Below are 14,811 nucleotides of genomic sequence, written 5' to 3'. Positions count from 1 at the left end.
CTATGGTTTCCAATCAAACGGTAAAAGAATTACTGGCAGAACAGCTGATATCCTGGCCCATGGCCCGTACGGGCTATGAGGCTCTCCGCGAGGTGCAGTCGAAGGAGCTGGATGTTAACGGCTACACCTTCCGGGTGCAGTTCAATCCGGCCCGTATCCGCTCTTCGGCAGCCAACGTAGATGCCAAAGCCATTCAGGAACGGCCTTGCTTCCTTTGTAAGCAAAACCTGCCTGCCCAGCAGAAGGCTCTTCCATTCGGCGAAGGCTACAGCATCCTGGTGAATCCGTTCCCCATATTCGAACAACATTTCACCATCCCTGCGGTAAAGCACGAAGACCAGCTGATACACGGGCGGCTGACAGTTATGCTGGAGCTTGCAGCGCTGTTATCCGATTTTGTATTGTTCTACAACGGTCCCAAATGCGGTGCATCTGCTCCGGATCATATCCACTTCCAGGCCGGAAACAAAGGGTTCCTGCCTGTGGAAGCCGATTGGCGGCGTGCTGCCGGCGAGCCTGCTGTCCGTCACAACGGCACCAGTGTATATGCATTAAAAGGATATCCGGTCCCGATGCTGGTACTTACCGGAGACAACGCAGCTGCGATCACCGGATTATTCGACCGTATTTATTCGCTGATGGACACCGGAACAGAGGCAGAGCCGATGATGAATCTGCTGGCCTGGGTGGAAGACGGACAATGGATTCTCTGTGTGATGCCAAGAACACTTCATCGTCCGGCATGCTATTTCAAGGAAGGAGACGGAAATCTGCTGATCAGTCCCGCTTCGGTGGACCTTGGTGGGGTTTTCATCACTCCTCAGGCCAAGGATTACGAGAAAATAACCTCACACCATATCCGGGAGATCCTTCAGGAAGTCTGCCTGAGTGAAGCCGGAATTCAAGAAATAATACATAAACTTACGAAGTCACTGCAGGTCGACGCCTGAGTGTACTTCCGAATCTTAAAGCTTAAGTCATGAAAAATAAACAAGTTTCACCCTGGGCGTGGGTACCCACCTTGTATTTTGCACAAGGACTACCTTATGTCGCCGTTATGACCATTTCTGTAATCATGTATAAGCGCCTGGGTATATCCAATACCGACATCGCCCTGTACACAAGCTGGCTCTATCTGCCGTGGGTAATCAAACCATTCTGGAGTCCGTTTGTAGATTTACTGAAAACAAAACGGTGGTGGGTTGTTACGATGCAGATGTTGGTAGGTGCAGGATTGGCGGGAGTAGCCTTTACGCTTCCAACGGATTTTTTCTTTCAGGCCTCGTTAGCCGTATTCTGGCTGGTCGCTTTCAGCTCCGCCACCCACGATATCGCTGCCGACGGGTATTACATGCTGGCCCTCGAACCGCATGAACAGGCCTTCTTTGTGGGAATCCGCAGCACGTTCTACCGTATTTCGACCATAGCCGGACAAGGTATCCTGGTTATGATTGCCGGCGCACTGGAAACCAGCACCGGCAAGATACCTATGTCGTGGTCCATCACCTTCTTCATCATGGCAGGTCTGTTCATCGCCTTTTGCCTGTATCACAAATTTATACTGCCTAAGCCCGCTTCAGACAAGCCGTCGGTTACGGTTACAGCCTCCAATCTGATGAAAGAGTTTTTTGCCACTTTCGCCTCCTTCTTCAAGAAGAAACAGGTAGCCATCGCCATTCTGTTTATGTTGTTCTACCGTTTTCCCGAAGCGCAGCTGGTTAAGCTGATCACTCCATTCCTGATCGACCCGCGCGAAGTAGGGGGACTGGGACTTACAACCACCGAAATCGGGCTGACGTATGGTACCATCGGTATCATCGGACTTACCATAGGTGGAATTCTGGGAGGTATCCTCGCTTCAAGAGGTGGATTGAAAAAATGGTTATGGCCTATGGCGTTAATCATCTCTTTGCCGAATATAGCCTTCGTATACCTGGCCAGCGTTCAACCGGAAAGCTTTTGGGTAATCAATCTTTGTGTGTTCATCGAGCAGTTCGGATACGGATTCGGATTCACAGCCTATATGTTATACATGATCTATTTCTCGGACGGCGAGCACAAAACAGCCCACTATGCCATCTGTACCGCATTCATGGCACTGGGAATGATGTTGCCGGGCATGGCTGCCGGGTGGTTGCAGGAACAGCTGGGTTACGAAAACTTCTTCATCTGGGTGATGATCTGCTGTATCGGAACCCTGGTGGTTACGGCCTTCCTTAAAGTGGATCCTAATTTTGCTAAAAAACAGAAAGAATAATGAAAGTTATAAAATACATCCTACTTGCTATGATCCCGTTTTTTGCGGGAACGGCATTTGCTCAGAAAATAAGAATCCAGACAGGAATAGAGGTTCTTAAAAATAGTAATTTCAAGCTATTGGAGGGGAAAAGAGTGGGCCTGATCACCAATCCTACCGGAGTGGACAACCAGCTCAAATCCACCATCGATATTCTGCATGAAGCTCCCAATGTAAATCTGGTAGCGCTGTTCGGTCCGGAACACGGCGTGCGCGGCGATGTCCATGCAGGCGATCATGTGGACAACTCTTCCGATCCCACCACCGGCCTTCCCGTAGGTTCGCTCTATGGCAAAACCCGCAAGGCTACCCCCGATATGCTGAAGGGGATCGATGTGCTGGTCTACGATATCCAGGATATCGGTTGCCGTTCGTTCACCTACATCAGTACGATGGGACTGGCTATGGAAGCCGCAGCCGAAAACAATATCGAATTTGTGGTGCTCGACAGACCCAATCCCCTGGGGGGACTCAAGGTGGAGGGTAATCTGGCCGAAGATGGATACATCTCTTTTGTAAGCCAGTTCAAGATTCCTTACCTCTATGGCCTTACCTGTGGCGAGTTGGCACAGATGCTCAACGAAGAAAACATGCTTGCCAAGCAATGTAAACTAACGGTAGTGAAGATGAAAGGATGGAAGCGCAAGATGGATTATACGCAGACCGGATTGCAATGGATCCCGTCGTCGCCCCACATCCCCCATGCCCATTCGGCCTTTTTCTATCCGGTGTCCGGCATCGTAGGCGAGCTGGGTTATCTTTCCATCGGCGTAGGATACACCATCCCTTTCCAGATGTTTGCAGCCGATTGGATCAAGGCGGAAGAGTTTGCTTCGGCACTCAATAAACTCAATCTGCCGGGCGTTCACTTCCGTCCCATGCACCTTAAACCCTTCTATTCCGTAGGAGTAGGCACACAGATGCAAGGGGTACAGGTACATCTTACCGATTACCAGAAGGCCAACCTGTCCGAGATTCAGTTTTATGTCATGCAGGTGATCGCCCAGCTATATCCCGATAAAGCAGTCTTCGCCAACGCCAACGAAAAACGCTTCGATATGTTCGACAAAGTGTCCGGCAGCAACCAGATCCGTCTGCTGTTTGCCAAAAACAACCGCTTCGAAGACATGCAAGCCTATTGGAACAAAGATGTGGAGGCATTTAAGAAACTTTCAAAAAAATATTATCTCTATAAATAAAGAGATAAATAAGACAGACAGATATGATACTGATAGCAGATAGTGGTTCAACTAAAACCGATTGGTGCCTGGTTGATAAGGGGACGCTGGTTAAGCAGGTCTTCACGAAAGGGACCAATCCCTTTTTTCAGACTGAAGATGAAATCAGCAGCGAGGTAGAGCAGAACCTGCTGCCTTTTATAGAGGCAGCCAGGGTGGAAGCCGTATGGTTCTACGGAGCCGGTTGCGCTTTCCCCGAAAAGAATGAAATTGTACGCAAGGCGATAGCACGCCACCTGGATGTACCCATCGAGGTAGGCAGCGATATGTTGGGTGCCGCCCGAGGCTTGTGCGGCAGAAAGCCGGGTATCGCCTGCATCATGGGCACCGGATCCAACTCCTGTTTTTACGATGGGAAGGAGATTGTAAGCAACGTATCGCCGCTGGGATTCATCCTGGGCGACGAAGGGAGCGGTGCGGTACTGGGCAAACTGCTGGTGGGCGATATCCTCAAGAACCAGATGCCGGCCGCATTGAAAGAAGAATTCCTGGCTAAGTACGAATTAACACCGGCCATCATACTGGAGAGAGTCTACAAAAAGCCTTTCCCCAACCGGTTCCTGGCCAGTGTATCGCCTTTCCTGGTGGCGCACCTCGATGTGCCCGAAGTACATTCGCTGGTGCTCAATGCCTTCAAAGCCTTTTTCAACCGCAACGTAAAACAGTACGACTATCAGCATAACCCGGTTCATCTCATCGGATCCGTGGCCTGGTATTACAGAAACGTATTGGAAGAGGCAGCGGCGGAGACCGGCATACAGCTCGGCACCATTATGCAGAGTCCCATGGACGGACTTATTTCCTATCATTCAGAAAAAAATTAAATTGGACAACAGATGGCTTTTGTAAAAATAACAGAACAACCCTCCTTGTACGACGACCTGGAAAAGAAGTCGGTACTGGAACTATTACAGGAGATTAACGCCGAAGATCAGCGTGTGGCACTTGCCGTACAGAAAGTGATTCCGCAGATAGAGAAACTGGTTTCGCAGATTGTTCCCCGCATGAAGCAGGGGGGACGTATTTTCTATATGGGTGCCGGCACCAGCGGACGCCTGGGGGTATTAGACGCCTCCGAGATTCCGCCCACCTTCGGCATGCCCCCTACGTTGGTAGTGGGACTTATCGCCGGTGGAGATGTGGCCCTCCGTAATCCGGTGGAGAATGCCGAAGACGATGCGGAGCGTGGCTGGATCGAGCTGCAGGAACGTCACATAAACGAAAAAGATACGGTTATCGGTATTGCCGCCTCGGGTACCACACCCTATGTGCTGGGCGCTTTACGTAATGCACGGGCCCATGGAATCCTTACCGCTTCCATAAGCAGCAACCCCGATTCTCCCATTTCCAAAGAGGCTGAGATCCCAATCGAAATGATTGTAGGTCCGGAGTTCGTTACAGGCAGTTCCCGCATGAAATCCGGAACGGGACAGAAGATGATCCTGAACATGATCACCACCACCACCATGATCAAGCTGGGCCGGGTAAAGGGCAACCGCATGGTGAACATGCAGCTGAGCAACCAGAAGTTGGTGGACCGGGGTACACGCATGGTGATGGAAGAACTTAATCTGGAGTACGACCAGTCCCAACGCCTGCTCCTTATGTATGGTTCGGTAAAGAATGCGGTGGATGCCTATCGCGAAAATAATAAAGGATGAACCTCATGAGACGTATACCCTATATTTTGATTCTATGCCTGAGCATCTTATTTGTTCAGGCAAAGGATTTTCGTTTTGCGTTGTTCACCGATCTGCACATCACCCATTCCACTCCCGCTGTGGAGGACCTGCAGCGTGCCGTGGATCAGGTGAATGCTACATCCGGAATCGACTTCGTACTTGTTTCCGGCGATATCACCGAAGAGGGAGACCTGGCCTCGTTGCAAAAGGCAAAGTCCCTCCTCGACAAGCTGAAGGTTCCCTACTACATAACATCCGGCAACCACGAAACCAAGTGGAGCGAGTCCGGCTGTACCGATTTCAACAAGGTATTCGGGGCCGATCGCTTTCGATTCGAACACAACGGATACCTGTTCCTGGGATTTAATTCGGGTCCGGTGATGCGTATGGCCGACGGCCATGTGGCCCCGCAGGATATCTCATGGCTCAAACAGGAGCTTACCAAGGCAGGAGCAGAGAAGCCGGTGATACTGGTATCCCATTATCCCCTGCAGGATGGCGACGTGGACAATTGGTACGAGGTGACCGATGCCGTGCGTCCGTTCAATATCAAAGTTGTACTGGGAGGTCATTACCATAGCAACCGACAGCTGTTCTACGACGGGATACCGGGACTGCTCAACCGTTCCACCCTGCGGGCGAAAGCGGACGCAGGTGGCTATTCCATCTACCAGGTAACCAACGATTCCATCGTTGTATCTGAACAGACCATCGGCGGCGAACCCAAACGGTGGGCGGGTGTGTCTTTGTATAAACGTCCCGATTTCTCTGTAAATAAAAGCTATCCCCAGGTAAAAATGGGTTGGTCGGCCGCCACCGGAAAAGGCATCTACTCATCCCCCGTGGTATACAACAACTCCGTGTATGTGGGCGACGATTTAGGCGATCTCTCGTGCTACACCCTGAAGGAGGGTAAGCTGAAGTGGACATTCAAAAGTAACGCACGTATCGTAGGCACCCCCGATGCCGGCAACGGCGTGGTGGTATTCGGTTCTGCCGATGCATCCATCTACGGAGTAGACGCCAAAAGCGGACAATTACGCTGGAAGATGGAAACACCCAAGGCAGTGCTTGGGGCGGTGACTATCCGGAAAGGGATAGCCTATGTAGGCGGAAGCAGCGGATCCTTCTATGCGATAGACGTAAAAACCGGTCGGCTTCAATGGGAATTCACCGGCGTGAAAGGATACATCGAGACCAAACCGCTGGTGTATGGCGACAAAGTGATATTCGGAGCATGGGACAACAACCTGTATGCCCTCGAAAAGGCAACCGGCCGTAAACTCTGGTCGTGGGATGCCGGCCTTACCCGTATGCATTTCTCACCGGCCGCCGTATGGCCCGTGGCAGCGGCAGGCAATGTGTATGTAACCGCCCCCGACCGGGTGATGAGTGCCATCGACCTGCAGAGCGGAAAGACCGTCTGGCGTACCAAGCAGTCGGTCGTACGCGAAACCATCGGTCTGTCGGCCAACTCGAAACAGCTCTACAGCAAAACCATGCAAGACAGTCTGGTGTGCTATGCAACCGGACCGGAGGTAAAGCAGCTGTGGGCCTGCAACGTAGGTTTCGGGTACGAACATGCCCCCTCCATGCCTGTGGAAAAAGAGGGCGTTGTTTTTGGCAGTACACGAAGCGGACTCCTGTTTGCCGTAGAGGCAAAATCGGGCAAGCTGCTCTGGAAATATAAAGTAGGCAACTCCCTTATCAGTACCGTTGTACCCCTAAGCAAGAACCGTTGCCTGTTTACAAGCTCCGACGGCACCGTAGGACTGCTGGAAGCCGGTACCAAATAAACACCAACAATACAGGAGATATGAAGAAGTACTTCATTGGATTAGGATTGGTTGTGCTTGCATTACAATTGCAGGCACAACCTTTGCAGCGTACCCGTCCCGACAAAGTAGGGATGGACCCTGCTAAATTTATCTATGCCGACCAGGTGATACACCAGGCCATCGATAAACACGAAATCCCGGGAGCCGTGCTGGCGGTGGTCCGGCATGGAAAGATGGCCTACATCAAAGCCTACGGAAACCGGCAGGTCTACCCCGATACGCTTCAGATGGAAGAAAGTACCGTATTCGACCTCGCATCCGTAAGTAAATCGGTCTCCACGGCCATCAGCACCCTGGTGCTGATCGAGCAGGGCAAGATCCGCCTGCAAGACAACGTAAGTCTGTACATCCCCGGCTTCAAACCCTGGACCGATGCCAAAGGCAACACCGTGAACATCAAAGTGGTGGACCTGCTCACCCACACCTCGGGACTGCCACCCTATGCCAGCGTAACCGAATTGAAAGCAACCTACGGAGCACCCAACCCGGCCGGACTCATCGAATACATAGCCGGCTGCAGACGAGACTTTGCTCCCAAAACAGCCTTTCAATACAGCTGCCTCAATTACATCACGCTGCAACGGATCATCGAAACCGCATCGGGAACCAACCTGCGAGCCTTTGCCAAAAAGCACATCTTCGACGTTCTTGAGATGAACAGCACCGACTACCTCCCCACCGGCCAATTACGCGACCGCTGCGCAGCCACCGAAAAGCAACCGGACGGATCCGTGTTGAAAGGCGACGTACACGACCCGCTGGCACGCATCATGAACGGAGGCATCTCCGGCAATGCCGGCGTATTCTCCACTGCCGACGACCTTGCCATCCTGGCAGCTGCACTGCTTAACGGCGGCGAATACCACAAGAAGCGCATCCTGGGACCCCAGACCGTCTGCGCCATGCGCACCGTACCCCGCGAAGTAAGCTCACTGGGCCGCACCCTGGGCTGGGACATTTTCTCACCCTATGCCTCCAATACCGGCGATCTGTTCAGCTCCTACACCTACGGCCATACCGGCTATACAGGCACCTCCTTTATAATAGACCCCTACACCGACACGGCCGTGATCCTGCTAACCAACGCAGTCCACCCCGCCGACAAAGGCAGCGTAGTACGCCTCCGCTCGTTGATAGCCAACATTGTAGCCGGCTCTATTGTGAAATAAAGCAATAATAAGATACCCTTTCGGGTGTTATTCTCCGTATAATCACGAAATAACACCCGAAAGGGTCTATTATTGAATAATAATCTTATATTTGTACCCGAAAAGGTATTGAATATGAATAATCTTCCATTAAACGAATTTGTGAAAGCAAAGCGGAAATCGCTGGGTTTATCACGTGAAGAGTTTGCACAGAAAGCCGGTGTAGGTATCCGATTTTTGCGCGAACTGGAACAGGGAAAAGAAACACTGAAGATGGATAAGGTAAACCAGGTGTTAAAACTTATGGGAATGCAACTCGGTCCGGTACCCATGGACAGACAAAAACTGCTTGAATCTAAATAACTTCAACTTTTACTTTTATACCAAACTTTGAAGCTATTCGCTCAATATCTCGTTTCTTTGTTAGTGTATTGCTATTGGTTATTAAGTACCAACCGTTACCAACGGACTTCTGCGTTCTTTTGTATTTTTCATCAAGTGTATTGGATATCAAAGGAACTTTATTCTGCTTCATACCTAACGAACGGACACGGTCCGGGCCAACCTCCATAACAAATTTACGGAATGTTTCAGCTGCATTCTTTTCTTGAATAACACTGCCATCGGCAAAGGTGATTCTTAATCGTGTAGCGGGAGCGATCTCGCCTTTCGGACCAGTCTTTCCAATCTCCTTGTGAACAACCTGCGGATCAGGAAGAATCTCTTTCGCATCAGCAAATTCAGCTGCAAAGTTGCGTTTACGAGACAAGTGCACGCTAATTGGCGAACCAGGTACATAGTCGACTACCAGTACCAATTCTCGCTGTACCTGCTTAAGTGCCGGAGCTATAGTTTCTGTTACAATTGGAAGAATCTCTTTTTTGATAATATTCTCTTCCAATTCATTCACTTGTTTTTCAAGGTCTTCGTTTAATGAAAGCCCTTCCTTACGCAACGTTTCCATTGCTTTGTATAAGTCGCTTAATCGTGACATCGCAATCTGTTTTTATTGTAGTTTTAGTATAATAGTTTTTTATTTTAGTGTTTCAGTATTTCATTACCATAAACAATGCATTGATTCTTTACAAAAATAGACAATAATATTTAATAGATTATTGATTATTAAAAAAACATCTATTCCAAAACGGAATAATAAAGCTAATTTATTCTAAAGCAGTTTTCAGAAAGATTTGATATATAAATTATTATTTTATTATAATTATCCAGTATTCTTTCTATATTTGCTATTTATAATACAGTCAAGTAATAAATCTAATGAATGATTTAATAGAGTTCTATCCTAATTTAATCATTGAATAAGTGTTTAGAAATCTGCTAAGACTGTTTGAGCATGTAAATATCAATAGAAAAAATAAATAGATTATAGTCAAATAATTATGGCCAAAAATAATACCGTAGAGATTGGGTTCGAGAAAGAAATTTGGAAAGCAGCAGACTTGTTGAGAGGTAATTTGGATGCTTCAGAATATAAATCTGTTGTACTTGGACTAATATTTTTGAAATATATTTCAGACCGGTTTGAAGCGAGATATCAGGAATTGATTGACGAAGGAGATGGCTTTCAAGAAGATAAAGATGAATATACTTCGGAGAATATTTTCTTTGTACCGCAAGAAGCCCGCTGGAGTGTAATTTCTGAAGCAGCACACACTGCAGAAATTGGTATGGTTATAGACGACGCCATGCGTTTAATTGAAAAAGAAAATAATCGCCTGAAAGGAATACTCCCTAAAAACTTTGCTCGTCCGGAATTGGATAAAAGAAGATTAGGTAATGTGGTGGATTTATTTTCCAATGTTCAAATGCATGAGCATGGTAATAAAGATATTTTGGGCCGTACCTATGAATATTGTTTATCAAAATTTGCCGAAGCAGAAGGTAAACTGGCAGGAGAGTTTTATACACCAGCTTGTATTGTAAAGACATTGATAGAAGTGATAAAACCATTTAGTGGTCGTGTATACGACCCTGCATGTGGATCTGGAGGTATGTTTGTTCAGTCGGTGAAATTTATAGAAAATCACCAGGGAAATATTAATGATATCTCTGTCTTCGGTCAAGACAGCAATCCAACAACATGGAAAATGGCTCATATGAATCTAGCGATTCATGGAATAGAAGCAGATTTGGGAAAATTTAATGCCGATACATTTTTCGATGATCAACATCCTACCTTAAAAGCCGACTTTATTTTGGCCAATCCTCCATTTAATCTTAGTGATTGGGGGGCTGATAAACTTCAGGAAGATGTACGCTGGAAGTTTGGAATACCGCCTGCTGGTAATGCTAACTTCGCATGGATGCAGCATATGATTCACCATTTGTCTCCCAGAGGTAAAATGGGAATGGTATTAGCAAACGGTTCGTTATCCTCCCAGACCGGAGGCGAAGGAACAATAAGAGAAAATATTATTAAAGCAGACCTAATAGAAGGTATTGTAGCTCTACCACCTCAGTTATTTTATACAACAGGAATTCCGGTTTCATTATGGTTTATAAATCGTCAGAAAAAACAAAAAGGAAAAATCCTTTTTGTTGATGCTCGTAATATGGGGACGATGATTACCCGTAAACTTCGTGAGCTTACCGACTCAGACGATATGGAGAACGGAGAAATAGGAGATATTCAAAAAATTGCTGATACATTCACTTCATTTAATGAAGGAACATTGGAAGATGAAAAGGGATTCTGCGCAGTTGTTCCATTAAGCGAAGTTGCTAAGCAGGATTATATCCTTACCCCGGGTCGTTATGTTGGTATTGCAGATGTAGAAGATGACGGAGAACCATTCGAGATAAAGATGGATCGACTTACCAGTGAATTATCGGGACTCTTTGAAAAATCTCACGAGCTGGAAGATGAAATTAGAAAACAATTGAAGAGCATTGGGTTTACTATATAATAAGAGATTCATAATTTCTTCAATTTTATATACTTATTTTAAAATTAAAGAAATATGAAAGAAAAACTGATTAACGAAATTGAGAATGCTATGTCTGGAGTTTTAACATTTGAACAAACTGCACAACTCAGCACTTCATTATTACAAATACTTAGTAAATATGAAGTTGTTGTTGATGGAGAAACTGTGCATGAAGATTTTGCTTCAAATTCCAGATTGCTCGAAATTTTCTTATCAGCGAAACAGGTTGAAGGATGTTCTCTAAAAACGATAAAATATTACGACTCAACTATTCGTCATTTATTTAACGGGATGCCTAAAAATGTAGCCGATTATACTACAGAGGATATTCGGGCTTATTTGGCTGTATTTCAGAGTAAACGGAAATCCAGCAAAGTAACAATAGATAATATACGTCGTATCTTTTCTTCATTCTTTGCATGGTTGGAAGAAGAGGATTATATCCTGAAAAGTCCAGTCAGGCGAATTCATAAGGTTAAGACAGGGACACAAATTAAGGAAGTATTAAGTGATGAATCGTTAGAAATGCTTCGGGATAGCTGTACCCAAATCCGTGATTTGGCAATCATCGATCTGCTATCTTCTACAGGAATACGTGTTGGAGAACTTGTAAAATTAAACAGAAGCGACATTAATTTTCAAGAACGCGAGTGTGTTGTTTTCGGTAAAGGAAATAAAGAGCGAATGGTTTATTTCAATGCGCGAACGAAAATACATTTACAACAATATCTTAAATCTCGCAAAGATAGAAATCCTGCCTTGTTTGTTTCATTAGCTAAACCTCATGCTCGCTTACAGATATCAGGAGTGGAGATGCGTCTTCGTAATATTGGTAGAAAACTTAAAATCAACCGATTACATCCACATAAATTCCGTCGTACTCTGGCTACAATGGCAATTGATAAAGGAATGCCCGTAGAACAAGTTCAACTATTATTAGGGCATGTGAAAATAGACACCACGATGCACTATGCCATGGTTAATCAAACTAATGTGAAATTATCGCATCGTAAATACATCTACTGATTATGATTGTTTGTAACTCAACATATAAACACACTATTCATTTTTCCTTAAAGAAAGTGAGAAATGATAATTTAGAGCAGCAGGCACAGGCTTTATTCAAGTCCTGGTTTGTTGACTTTGAGCCGTTCAAAGATGGTAATTTCGTAGATTCTGAGCTTGGGATGATACCTGAGGGATGGAATGTTGCAACTCTAAGAGATATAGTAGTCATTGAAAAAGATAGCATTAATCCCCAAAAGAACTTAAGCAAAACTTTTGTTCATTACAGTTTGCCTGCATTTGATAATGGTCTTACTCCTGAAATACAGCTAGGAACTGACATCAAGAGCAATAAGTTTATATTGAATGACTATACTACTCTATTTTCTAAATTGAATCCGAGAATTAAGCGTATTTGGTTTACGCATAAAGTAGATCTAAATTCTGTCTGCTCAACAGAGTTTATACCATATCAAGCTAAGGATCCTGGTAAATATTCATTTGTTTACTCAGTAATATCTAGCGATGGGTTTTATAATTCTATTATGAGTCTCGTTAATGGTGCTACTGGAAGTCATCAACGTTTTCACTTAGAAGATTCATTAAATCTCAAATTGGCCATTAATGTAGATGTAATCACCGAGCTCTGCAAAATAGTGAATCCAATCTTAGATAAAATACATTATTTAAGACAAGAAAACAAGGAATTATCTTTTTTACGTGATTCTCTTTTACCTAAACTGATGTCTGGAGAGATAAAAATTAACGATTTAAACTGCTAAATTCTCATTTATGGAAGAGTGGAAAGAAGATAAATTAATCGATTTACTGGACCAATTAATCGATTATAGAGGAAAGACACCTGTTAAAACGGAATCAGGAGTCCCTCTTATTACTGCTAAAATTATTAAAAATGGTAGAATTGAGACTCCTACGGAATATATAGCAGAAGATAATTATGATAGTTGGATGGTTCGAGGTCTTCCAAAAGAAGGCGATGTAGTTTTGACAACTGAAGCTCCACTAGGTGAAGTTGCCCAACTTGATGATAGAAAGATAGCATTGGCACAGAGGACAGTTTGTCTTAGAGGAAAAAATGGTATTTTAGATAATAAATATCTAAAATACTATTTTTTATCCAACATAGGTCATTCAAGGTTATGTGCTAGGGAAACAGGAACAACGGTTACAGGTATCAAACAATCTGAGCTTAAAGAAGTTCTTGTTTCATATCCATCTTATGAAATTCAACTAAGGATATCTGAAATTCTATCTTCTCTCGATAACAAAATCGAACTCAATCGCCGGATAAATGATAATTTAGAGCAGCAGGCACAGGCTTTATTCAAGTCTTGGTTCGTTGACTTTGATCCATTCAAAGATGGTAAATTCGTAGATTCCGAGCTTGGGATGATACCTGAGGGATGGAGAGTTGTTACTTTAAGTTCATTCATAACACCTTTTACTGAAAAAGTTCTTGCAGGATCATTGCCTGAATACTCTGTTACTAATAATGGAATTATCCCACGCTCTGGAAAATATAAGAAACAATTAAGTAGTAGTACATCAAAAAATAAAGTTCTAAGAAAATTCAATTTGGTTTTTGGAATGAGTCGTGAAATATTGAATTGGGGAATTATGCTTGACGAAATAGGAGGTGTGAGTTCTGCATACAATATTTATAGTATAGATGATAACGTTATAAATCCACTATACTTAAAATATTATATGGAATCAAAAATAAGTTATTTTAATGATTTGATTGGAACTGCGGCAAGAGAGGGACAAGCATTAGATAAGGGAGGATTAGATAATAAGTTAATACTAGTTCCCCCATTTGATATTTGGTGCAAATTTCAAGTAAAAGATACTACTTTAAAGAAAACAATATCTACAAAGGAAACAGAAACAGTTGTATTAACTAATTTACGAGATTCTATCCTCCCCAAGCTGATGTCCGGAGAGATAAAAATTAACGATTTAAACTGCTAAATTCTCATTTATGGAAGAGAAAATAAAAAGTATATACTGTTATAATTGCAAATGCAAAACTCAACAAAAAGTAATATTTAATAAAGGTGTCTTAGACTCTCCTGAGATAATTGGGTACGATAAAAATGGGAATAAACTTAATAGTTTTTTTACAATAGTTGCTAATATATACGAAATTACAGAGTGTTGTGGCTGTAAGAAAATTAATCTAAATGTTTATGAGCGCAAAGATCCGCGCATAGAAGACGAAATTATCCTTACATATCCCAATAATCAAGTTCGAGATATTCCTAAATGGATTGTAAATCTTAAAATAAATTATATTGGCTTATTTAGAGAAGTATATACTTCCCTAAATTGTGGTAACATTACTTTACCATTAATAGGAGCAAGAACACTTTTGGATTTATATATTGTGGAGAAAATAGGAGATGTAGGAACTTTTAAAAATAAATTGGAAAAACTTCTTGAACAGAATTTCATAACTCAAGTCCAAAAAGATTTTTTATCGGTTGCCTTGGAATATGGAAATGCAGCCGCTCATAGAGGCTATATTGCTGAATTGGAGGAAGTAAATAAGGTGTTGGATATTATTGAAAGCCTTTTTAGAGAAGACGCACTAAAAGTTGAAACAAAAAAGTTAAAAAGAAATATACCACGAAAATAA

At 44.1% G+C, this 14,811-nt stretch carries 13 protein-coding genes and 1 pseudogene; 13 read left to right on the top strand and 1 reads right to left on the bottom strand.

The annotated features are described in order from the left end of the window. Positions 1-2: 2 nt before the first annotated feature. From F5613_RS04400 to F5613_RS04365, 8 genes and pseudogenes are all read left to right on the top strand, one after another. Positions 3-950, top strand: a complete 948-nt coding sequence (locus F5613_RS04400) for a DUF4922 domain-containing protein (protein ID WP_179398815.1) — start codon at positions 3-5, stop codon at positions 948-950. 29 nt (positions 951-979) lie between these two features. Beyond that, the gene (locus F5613_RS04395) at positions 980-2,257 is read left to right on the top strand and encodes an MFS transporter (RefSeq protein ID WP_179398814.1); all 1,278 of its coding nucleotides are present in this window, start codon (positions 980-982) and stop codon (positions 2,255-2,257) included. Continuing rightward, complete coding sequence (locus F5613_RS04390) at positions 2,257-3,495, top strand: exo-beta-N-acetylmuramidase NamZ family protein (RefSeq protein WP_179398813.1); 1,239 nt, start codon at positions 2,257-2,259, stop codon at positions 3,493-3,495. The genes F5613_RS04395 and F5613_RS04390 overlap by 1 nt, the downstream gene beginning before the upstream one ends. 23 nt (positions 3,496-3,518) lie before the next feature. Continuing rightward, a complete protein-coding gene (locus F5613_RS04385; protein ID WP_179398812.1) occupies positions 3,519-4,358 on the top strand; it encodes an ATPase in 840 nt (279 codons plus the stop codon). A gap of 12 nt (positions 4,359-4,370) precedes the next feature. After that, on the top strand, positions 4,371-5,195 hold the full coding sequence (murQ, locus tag F5613_RS04380; protein ID WP_068181615.1) for an N-acetylmuramic acid 6-phosphate etherase: 825 nt from the start codon (positions 4,371-4,373) through the stop codon (positions 5,193-5,195). Positions 5,196-5,200: 5 nt separating this feature from the next. Next, positions 5,201-7,012, top strand: a complete 1,812-nt coding sequence (locus tag F5613_RS04375) for an outer membrane protein assembly factor BamB family protein (protein ID WP_394353430.1) — start codon at positions 5,201-5,203, stop codon at positions 7,010-7,012. Between the two features lie 20 nt (positions 7,013-7,032). After that, positions 7,033-8,214, top strand: a pseudogene (locus F5613_RS04370) (serine hydrolase domain-containing protein); the annotation flags it as partial. 123 nt (positions 8,215-8,337) lie between these two features. Further along, positions 8,338-8,565, top strand: coding sequence for a helix-turn-helix domain-containing protein (locus F5613_RS04365; RefSeq protein ID WP_179398809.1), 228 nt, complete (start codon positions 8,338-8,340; stop codon positions 8,563-8,565). Here the strand turns inward: F5613_RS04365 and F5613_RS04360 are convergent. After that, positions 8,558-9,196 (bottom strand): protein kinase family protein, encoded by a 639-nt coding sequence (locus F5613_RS04360; RefSeq protein WP_179398808.1) that lies wholly within the window; start codon positions 9,194-9,196, stop codon positions 8,558-8,560. The two genes, F5613_RS04365 and F5613_RS04360, sit on opposite strands and share 8 nt — an antisense overlap. A gap of 403 nt (positions 9,197-9,599) precedes the next feature. On the opposite strand from F5613_RS04360, the gene F5613_RS04355 reads away from it, so the two are divergent. The 5 genes from F5613_RS04355 to F5613_RS04335 are packed head-to-tail and all read left to right on the top strand — an operon-like array spanning position 9,600 to position 14,811. Then, a complete protein-coding gene (locus F5613_RS04355; protein ID WP_179398807.1) occupies positions 9,600-11,126 on the top strand; it encodes a type I restriction-modification system subunit M in 1,527 nt (508 codons plus the stop codon). A 54-nt stretch (positions 11,127-11,180) separates the two neighbouring features. Then, complete coding sequence (gene xerA / locus F5613_RS04350; RefSeq protein ID WP_179398806.1) at positions 11,181-12,173, top strand: site-specific tyrosine recombinase/integron integrase; 993 nt, start codon at positions 11,181-11,183, stop codon at positions 12,171-12,173. 56 nt (positions 12,174-12,229) lie between these two features. Next, positions 12,230-12,934, top strand: coding sequence for a restriction endonuclease subunit S (locus tag F5613_RS04345; protein WP_179398805.1), 705 nt, complete (start codon positions 12,230-12,232; stop codon positions 12,932-12,934). A gap of 10 nt (positions 12,935-12,944) precedes the next feature. Next, entirely contained in the window at positions 12,945-14,144 is a 1,200-nt protein-coding gene (locus F5613_RS04340) for a restriction endonuclease subunit S (protein ID WP_179398804.1), read from the top strand. A 10-nt stretch (positions 14,145-14,154) separates the two neighbouring features. Further along, positions 14,155-14,811 (top strand): DUF4145 domain-containing protein, encoded by a 657-nt coding sequence (locus F5613_RS04335; protein WP_179398803.1) that lies wholly within the window; start codon positions 14,155-14,157, stop codon positions 14,809-14,811.

It is taken from the genome of Macellibacteroides fermentans (genome assembly GCF_013409575.1).
Taxonomy (GTDB): domain Bacteria; phylum Bacteroidota; class Bacteroidia; order Bacteroidales; family Tannerellaceae; genus Macellibacteroides; species Macellibacteroides fermentans.
Note: the sequence above shows the minus strand (reverse complement) of the source record. Positions and strands in the feature narration are given on the sequence as shown.

Excerpts from the sequence above, each read along its gene's own strand:
- F5613_RS04335 (WP_179398803.1), top strand. The coding sequence starts at position 14,155 with ATGGAAGAGAAAATAAAAAGTATATACTGTTATAATTGCAAATGCAAA.
- xerA (WP_179398806.1), top strand. The coding sequence starts at position 11,181 with ATGAAAGAAAAACTGATTAACGAAATTGAGAATGCTATGTCTGGAGTT.
- F5613_RS04355 (WP_179398807.1), top strand. The coding sequence starts at position 9,600 with ATGGCCAAAAATAATACCGTAGAGATTGGGTTCGAGAAAGAAATTTGG.
- F5613_RS04375 (WP_394353430.1), top strand. The coding sequence starts at position 5,201 with ATGAGACGTATACCCTATATTTTGATTCTATGCCTGAGCATCTTATTT.
- F5613_RS04390 (WP_179398813.1), top strand. The coding sequence starts at position 2,257 with ATGAAAGTTATAAAATACATCCTACTTGCTATGATCCCGTTTTTTGCG.
- F5613_RS04365 (WP_179398809.1), top strand. The coding sequence starts at position 8,338 with ATGAATAATCTTCCATTAAACGAATTTGTGAAAGCAAAGCGGAAATCG.
- F5613_RS04360 (WP_179398808.1), bottom strand. The coding sequence starts at position 9,196 with ATGTCACGATTAAGCGACTTATACAAAGCAATGGAAACGTTGCGTAAG.
- F5613_RS04395 (WP_179398814.1), top strand. The coding sequence starts at position 980 with ATGAAAAATAAACAAGTTTCACCCTGGGCGTGGGTACCCACCTTGTAT.
- F5613_RS04340 (WP_179398804.1), top strand. The coding sequence starts at position 12,945 with ATGGAAGAGTGGAAAGAAGATAAATTAATCGATTTACTGGACCAATTA.
- F5613_RS04400 (WP_179398815.1), top strand. The coding sequence starts at position 3 with ATGGTTTCCAATCAAACGGTAAAAGAATTACTGGCAGAACAGCTGATA.
- murQ (WP_068181615.1), top strand. The coding sequence starts at position 4,371 with ATGGCTTTTGTAAAAATAACAGAACAACCCTCCTTGTACGACGACCTG.
- F5613_RS04385 (WP_179398812.1), top strand. The coding sequence starts at position 3,519 with ATGATACTGATAGCAGATAGTGGTTCAACTAAAACCGATTGGTGCCTG.